7 protein-coding genes are annotated in these 7232 nt (G+C 29.8%); all 7 read left to right on the forward strand.

Annotated features, from left to right (window positions below; genetic code table 11):
- Window positions 1-1432: thioesterase domain-containing protein (locus tag CER22_RS30385; RefSeq protein ID WP_256943771.1), on the forward strand; the 1432-nt coding region annotated here is incomplete at its 5' end.
- 37 nt (window positions 1433-1469) lie between these two features.
- Window positions 1470-2234, forward strand: a complete 765-nt coding sequence (locus tag CER22_RS30390; RefSeq protein ID WP_088610434.1) for a thioesterase II family protein — start codon at window positions 1470-1472, stop codon at window positions 2232-2234.
- Window positions 2235-2313: 79 nt separating this feature from the next.
- Window positions 2314-2913 carry a 4'-phosphopantetheinyl transferase family protein gene (locus CER22_RS30395; RefSeq protein ID WP_256943772.1) on the forward strand — a complete coding sequence of 200 codons (600 nt, stop codon included), beginning with the start codon at window positions 2314-2316 and terminating at the stop codon, window positions 2911-2913.
- Window positions 2914-3060: 147 nt separating this feature from the next.
- Entirely contained in the window at window positions 3061-3822 is a 762-nt protein-coding gene (locus CER22_RS30400; RefSeq protein WP_088610435.1) for a ParB N-terminal domain-containing protein, read from the forward strand.
- 79 nt (window positions 3823-3901) lie between these two features.
- Window positions 3902-4885, forward strand: coding sequence for a 2,3-diaminopropionate biosynthesis protein SbnA (gene sbnA / locus CER22_RS30405; RefSeq protein ID WP_070169518.1), 984 nt, complete (start codon window positions 3902-3904; stop codon window positions 4883-4885).
- A 34-nt stretch (window positions 4886-4919) separates the two neighbouring features.
- Window positions 4920-5939 carry a 2,3-diaminopropionate biosynthesis protein SbnB gene (gene sbnB / locus CER22_RS30410; protein ID WP_070169519.1) on the forward strand — a complete coding sequence of 340 codons (1020 nt, stop codon included), beginning with the start codon at window positions 4920-4922 and terminating at the stop codon, window positions 5937-5939.
- A gap of 164 nt (window positions 5940-6103) precedes the next feature.
- On the forward strand, window positions 6104-6835 hold the full coding sequence (locus tag CER22_RS30415; protein WP_088610436.1) for a ParB N-terminal domain-containing protein: 732 nt from the start codon (window positions 6104-6106) through the stop codon (window positions 6833-6835).
- Window positions 6836-7232: the final 397 nt, after the last annotated feature.

The raw sequence follows: 7232 nt of genomic DNA on the forward strand, positions 1-7232 counted from the left end.
TCTTGAGTATATTGACCGCATAGATCAACAAGTTAAATTGAGGGGATTTAGAATTGAATTAGGAGAGATTGAAACTATACTTAATCAATATTCTAAAATACGTGAGGGTATTGTTTTAGTTCGAGAAGACATTCCAGGTGACAAAAAACTAGTGGGGTACATTATTGGAGAAAATCTTACAGCTGATGAGGTTGAGAAACTTAGCAATTACATGTCAAAGCAGTTGCCTGATTATATGGTACCGAGTGCTTTTGTGTTATTAGAAAAAATACCGTTAACAATTAATGGGAAAGTAGACAAGGAGGCATTGCCTGCTCCAGATATGTCTTTAATTAAACGACCGGAATATAGTGAACCAAAAACAGATGTTGAAAAAAAATTAGTTGAAATCTGGGAAGAGTTACTGGGTTATTCCGGAATCTCCTTATATGACAATTTTTTTGAAATTGGTGGGCACTCCTTATTGGCAGTTCAATTAATGTCAAAAATTAAAAAGAAATTCAATGTGAAAATTCCATTAACTGTAATCTTCCGAAGTGGAACAATTGCTGCATTAGCAAAACAAATAGATAGAAATAATATTTATAAAGTTAATAATTCAATAGTACCTCTTCAACCAAAGGGGGAGAAGAGACCTATTTTCTTTGTTCATCCTATTGGTGGACATATTATAAGTTATTTTGAATTAGCTAAATATTTAGGTGTTAAGCGTCCGTTTTACGCTTTTCAGTCGCTAGGATTAGAGGGTGGAGAAACTATATTAACAAATATAAAAGAAATGGCTAATTTTTATATTAAGGAAATGCAGAATGTTCAGGAAGAAGGGCCTTATATTATTGGTGGATGGTCTTTTGGCGGGGTTGTAGCTTTTGAAATGGCAAGACAATTAGTTGAGAAAGGAATAAAGGTTGAAGCCATTATATTACTAGATACATGGGCACCAGATATATATAATGTTACATCAGAATGGGATGATTTAGCCGTATTTATGAATGATTTAATGAAGCAATATAACCTAGAGGTTTCCGAAGAATTAATATTAGGATATAAAAATTTAAGTATGCAAGATGAACGTATTCGCTATGTAAGAAATTATTTAAAGAATCATTCAAAGTTTAAGCAAGATATACAAGTTGAAGATCTAAAAAAGATGATTCAGGTATTTCAAACAAATCTTAATGCCTATCGTAATTATAAGCCCGCAAAATTGAATCAAGATATATTACTTTTTACTGCAAATCATCCAGATAAAGAAAATAATCATGTAGAAGATGACACCTTGTTTTGGGGAAAATATGTAGAAAAACAATTAAATGTTATAGAGCTAAATGCAAATCATTATAGTATGATTCAGTCTCCGCATGCTGAAGATATTGCACATCATATTGATATATTCTTAAAAGGGATAAGCAAAAAAATTATAAAATCCTAGTTCTAATTTTAATTAAATTTTTAAAGGTGTGTTTCATATGAATAATATTTATTCACCATCTCTATATTTCAAAAAATTCAATAAGATGAATTATTTTCCAGCTGGTATGAGGTTATTCTGTTTTCATTATGCAGGAGGAAGTGCTAGTAATTTTAAAAAATGGTCAACTGAATTACCAGAACAGATTGAAGTAATTGCTGTTCAACTACCAGGTAGAGAAAATAGAATTATGGAGAAACCATTCAATAATATCCAATCTATTATATGTGAATTAGCAGTAGAGATTCTTCCTTTATTAGATAGGCCATATGTATTTTTTGGACATAGTATGGGGGCATTATTAAGTTATGAAATGTCATGGTATCTAAAAGAAAAGTTTTCAACATCTCCAGAGAAGTTAATTATTTCGAGTTTTAGGGCACCGCATCTATCACCAATAACAAATAATATGCATGATTTATCTGTACCTATTTTTATTGAGAAGTTAAAAGAAATGGGAGGAACATCTGACGAAATATTACGTAATCAAGAGCTAATGGAATTAATTATACCTACTATACGTGCAGACTTTGAAGTGTGTGAAAAGTATGTATATAAAGAAAGAAATAAATTAAATTGTCCTATTGTGGCGTATGGTGGAACAGAAGATAATAGAGTTCGTTTAGAGCACCTAAAACAGTGGGAGAAACACACTAGTAAAGCTTTTAAAGTTCAGATGTTACCAGGGAATCATTTCTATTTAAAAGATGTAGAAAATGAGTTGCTATATTTAATTTCTAAGGAATTATTAGAAAATTATTAAATGAATTTCATCATGTTATCAAATAAATTTATTTTTATACAAATGGATGATAAGTGAAATATTGTTGAGAGGAAGAATAATGGAAGAAAGAGTATCCGTTTTTTATCTAAAAATACCTGAAAATATTAAAATATCAGATTTTACTTGTTGTTTGAATGTTTTAGATGAAGAAGAGCAGGTAGAATTTAATAGTTACTTAGTAGAGCATAAAAAAATAGAGTTCTTATTTGGAAGACTGCTGGTGAAATCTCTATTTGCACAAAAATTAAATTTGTTAGTATATGATATTTTGTTTAAAAAAAATAGTTTTGGAAAGCCATATGTAAAATGGGAATTCAATAGACAACGAAATCCTATGTATTTTAATTTATCACATACAAGTCAGATTATTGTTTGTGGAATTGCAAAAGAAAAATATATTGGAATAGATGTTGAAAAGACCAATAGAAATTATTTAGATGTTATGAATGTAGTTTTTTGTGAAAAAGAAATTAACTTAGTATTAGATCAGATAAAGTCTACAGATAAGAAAGAGATGTTTTTTAGAATTTGGACAAGGAAGGAAGCTTTATTAAAAGCCAGAGGTACAGGACTTTACACACCTCCTTTATCTATTTCTGTACCAGAAAATAGCGGAATTATTAAAGGAGGTGATTTTTATATAATTCCTTTTTATTAGACCCTGATTATATTGTTTCAGTTGCTTTAAAATGTTCGGAAAATAAAAGATATACATTTAGTATTCAAGAAATTCTTCTTAAAGAATTAATAGATTTATATAAAACTTTATCTTAAATGATGAAAATAGTTTCCAGGAGGAAATGGTATGCTAGATGACTTAAAAGTAATTTCAACCGAGCAAATATATTTACATGAAGAGTATGAACTTGAAAGGTTAAAGAAGCTAAGTAATAAAATTAAAAATGAACAGGTTTTAAAGAATCCGCCAATCGCTTTACAATTAGCTAAAGATAAATATCTAATCCTTGATGGAGCACACCGGACGTTATCCTTGAAGCAATTGAATTGTAAAAGAATGGTTGTTCAAGTCGTTAAAGCAGATTATTTATCAATTGGAGCATGGTCACATCATATAGCAGATAGTGAGGGAGTATTAGAGGTATTAAAAGGTAATTCTAATATTTTCTTGAGTAAAAATATTAAAAGTGAAAATTCAATTGCAACAGTATTTATTAATGGAATAAAGTACGATCTTAATATTAATCCAGAATTAGAAATAGATATGGAAATGAAAATTAAAGTTTGGAAAGAAATTGTTAATGCTTATACTAATAAATATCCGTTCACTAGAATAACAAATGACGAATTAATTCCTTTAGACGGCATAGTATTTAGCTATACTTTGCTAGAGTTATATCAAATTAAACAATTAGTAGAATCAAATTTACTACTCCCTGCAGGGGTAACTAAGTTTAAATTAAATTGTGGGCGTATTTTGAACCTAAACATTCCATTAAGTTTTCTAATCCGAGAAGATTTTGTAGAGGAGGATTGGGTAGAATTATTGGAATTATGGGAAAAATCAATTCGGTTGTATACCGACCCAGTCTTATTATGTGAAATTTAAATTGATAAATGATTGGAGTATGGATATTGGTTTTTTATAAAAATTAAATGAGTTGATTAATGTGAAAAGGGGCAAAAACATGATTCATGATGACGTTCTTTCATTAATAGGAGAAACACCTATTGTAAAAATTAATAAGCTGGTCCCACCTGAGAGTGCTCAACTTTATGTGAAATTAGAAGGATTTAATCCTGGAGGAAGTTCAAAAGATAGGGTAGCAAAGCGAGTAATTGAATATGCTGAAAATAGTGGACAGTTAAAGCCAGGAGGAACAATTGTTGAATCCTCATCGGGGAATCTTGCAATTGGTTTAGCCTTAGTAGCAAAGATGAAAGGGTATAAAATGATTTGTGTAGTTGACCCTAAAATAAGTAAAGTGAATCTGAATCTTATTAAATCATATGGTGCCCAAATTCATATGGTTGATGTATCAGACGAGCACGGAAACTATTTGAAAACTCGACTTATAACAGCACAAGATTTAGCGAATTCAATTGATGGAGCTTATTGGCCTAATCAATATAATAATCCTGAAAATCCGGAGGCTTATGTAAAAACTTTAGTTCAAGAAATTTACGATGATTTTAATGATACTTTAGATTGGATTGTATGTCCTGTAGGTACTGCTGGATTAATTACAGGTGTCGCAAAAGGCATGAAAAGATTAAACCCATCTGTAAAAGTTATGGCTGTTGATGCTGTAGGATCAGTTATATTCGGAGGACAGCCGGGGGTAAGAAGGCTTTTGGGGATAGGAAATGCAATTGTTCCTGGAAATGTGAATCGAAATCTTTATGATGATCTAAGTTACGTTAATGATGCAGATGCCTTTTTTATAACAAGAGAGCTTGTATCAAAAGAAGGGATATTAGTTGGTGGATCTTCCGGAGCAGTTGTATGTGCAGCTCTAAGATTAATAGATAAACTACCAAAGTCTAAAAAAGTATTAGCGATATTACCAGATAGAGGTGATCGATATTATAATACTATATTTTCAGATGAATGGTTAGATGAACATGGTATTGAATTACCACAATCGATTAATGATTCCATTTTAGTTTAAATAAAATAGATATTATTTTAAGGGAGTGTTAATTATGTTATTAGAAACAAAACCAGAATTAGTTTATCTTAGTAAACAGGATATTATAGATTTAGGTGGTTATAAAGCAAACATTTACGTTCATGCTATTACACAAGCACTAACCTTACATTCAGAAAGAAACTTTAGTCAACCTTTAAAGCCGTATTTAAAAACGAATAAAGATGGAGAGCATATCGCAGATAGAATTATTGCTATGCCAGCTTATCTTGGCGAACCTTCTATTTCAGGAATTAAATGGATCGGAAGTAAGTTTGATAATCCAACTAAGAAGAATATGGAAAGAGCTAGTGCTTTAATTATTTTAAATGATCCAGAAACAAATTTTCCAATTGCCATTTTAGAAGGTAGTGTAATTAGTTCTATGAGAACAGCAGCTGTCACTGTAGTTGCAACAAAATATTTAGCCAAAAAAGGATTTCAAAATGTTTCAATTATCGGTTGCGGATTAATTTCTAAAATGCACATAAATTCTTTACTAGAACAGTTTAATCATATTAGACAAATTAATTTATTTGATTTGGATCATGCAAAAGCGAAAGCTTTTGCTCAAGAAATGAAAGAACGTTTTAGTCATGTCGATTTTCATGTAAAAGAATCAGCAAAAAATGCGGTAGAACAAGCTGAGGTGCTTGTAACATGTACGGTAGCAGACACTCCATATATTGAAGCAGATTGGATTCAAAAAGGAACTTTCGTTAGTAATATCTCTATAATGGATATAGAAAAAGAAGCTTTTTTAAAGGCTGATAAGGTAATTGTAGACGATTGGGATCAAGCAAATAGAGAAAAGAAGGTAATTAATCAGCTCGTAGTAGAAGGGAAATTTTCAAAAGAAATGCTTCATGCAGAACTTGGCGATATTATAACTGGTAAAAAATCAGGAAGAGTGACCGATGAAGAAATTATTATATTAAATCCTATGGGAATGGCTATTGAGGATATTGCATGTGCTCATGCCATTTATGAGAAAGCGAAACAAGAGGGATTAGGAAAAGTGTTAAGTTTATATTAAGTACTTTTTATCAAAAGGAACTGTAATACGTTTAATTACAGTTCCTTTATTTAATTAATAGTTGTGTAGAAGTTTCACTTTAATATTGAATCCACTAAAATTAGGATTCTTATCGTTGATAATAAAACATTAAAGTGTCGGAAATTAAGAGAGGTGCTAAAATTATGATTTATGAAATCAAATTTATTCCATATGAACAATTAATTTTTTTTGAAGAATATAACGAAGAACAATTAATTAAAATTAAAAGTAACATTGATGCTCAAAAAGCCTTAAATAATCTACCAATTATTATGAGAACTGAATCAAACAAATATCTTGTCTTAGATGGAACCCATCGTATCTTGGCATTAAATAAATTACGCTGTATGAATATTACTGCACAAATAATCGATGAAAGTATTGTAGTAAGTAGTTCTTGGCTTCATCAGATTCCTAAATGTAAGGAATTAATAAGTGATTTAAAAAATAACTCGAATTTTTATTTTACTGGAGAAAATTTATTAGAACAGAAGTATTTTGCAAAGGTTTATATAGATAACCAAGTCTATTACTTATATGATATAGATTCTAAGAAAAAGGAAGAAGGAGAAGTTATTTCATTTTTAAATTCAATTATTAATGTGTATGATAGTAAGTATGGATATGCAAAGATAACAAAAGAAGAATATACTCCAAACTTAGAGTATATTACGATTGAGTTTCCGGATTTTTCTATACAAGAATTAATGAAAAATATCAATAATAAATTGTTTCCATTAAACGTTATAAGATTTACTTTTAATATTAAAAATATGAATGGTATAAACATTCCAATTTGTGTTATAAGAAGTCCAGAGGTTTATGAGTTTGAATGGAGAGAAATTATAGAGAAATTATCTTTACCTAGTCAATGATAAATTAAATTCTAAATAGAAAATTGTTGGAATTTATTCTTTTAGTAAAAAGCTACTCAGGAGTATACATTGTAAAACGAGGGTTGGGTCTTTGTATTCTGTAAAATGCGGTCATTAAGTAAGTTCATAGGTGGAAAAATATAAGAAATTAAATTATTGTAATCGTTATAAAAATCCCATAAGTACCATTTTTATTTTTGAGAAACTTGTTTGAAGAAGAAATGAGTAGGGTAACAATGGTATCAGTCCACAGAAGAAATTCACAAAACCTCTCTAATTAGGTGTATGTAATTAATGAAAGTAGTCTTAATAAATATAAAAAGACACTGTGTTGGTCTTATCCCCGTCAAGTAGACAGCTTTAAAAAAAGACTAAGCAGCCATTGAGATTCGATATT

Source organism: Bacillus sp. K2I17, from assembly GCF_002209985.1.
GTDB lineage: Bacteria > Bacillota > Bacilli > Bacillales > Bacillaceae_G > Bacillus_A > Bacillus_A wiedmannii.

Excerpts from the sequence above, each read along its gene's own strand:
- sbnA (WP_070169518.1), top strand. The coding sequence starts at position 3,902 with ATGATTCATGATGACGTTCTTTCATTAATAGGAGAAACACCTATTGTA.
- CER22_RS30415 (WP_088610436.1), top strand. The coding sequence starts at position 6,104 with ATGATTTATGAAATCAAATTTATTCCATATGAACAATTAATTTTTTTT.
- CER22_RS30395 (WP_256943772.1), top strand. The coding sequence starts at position 2,314 with ATGGAAGAAAGAGTATCCGTTTTTTATCTAAAAATACCTGAAAATATT.
- CER22_RS30400 (WP_088610435.1), top strand. The coding sequence starts at position 3,061 with ATGCTAGATGACTTAAAAGTAATTTCAACCGAGCAAATATATTTACAT.
- sbnB (WP_070169519.1), top strand. The coding sequence starts at position 4,920 with ATGTTATTAGAAACAAAACCAGAATTAGTTTATCTTAGTAAACAGGAT.
- CER22_RS30390 (WP_088610434.1), top strand. The coding sequence starts at position 1,470 with ATGAATAATATTTATTCACCATCTCTATATTTCAAAAAATTCAATAAG.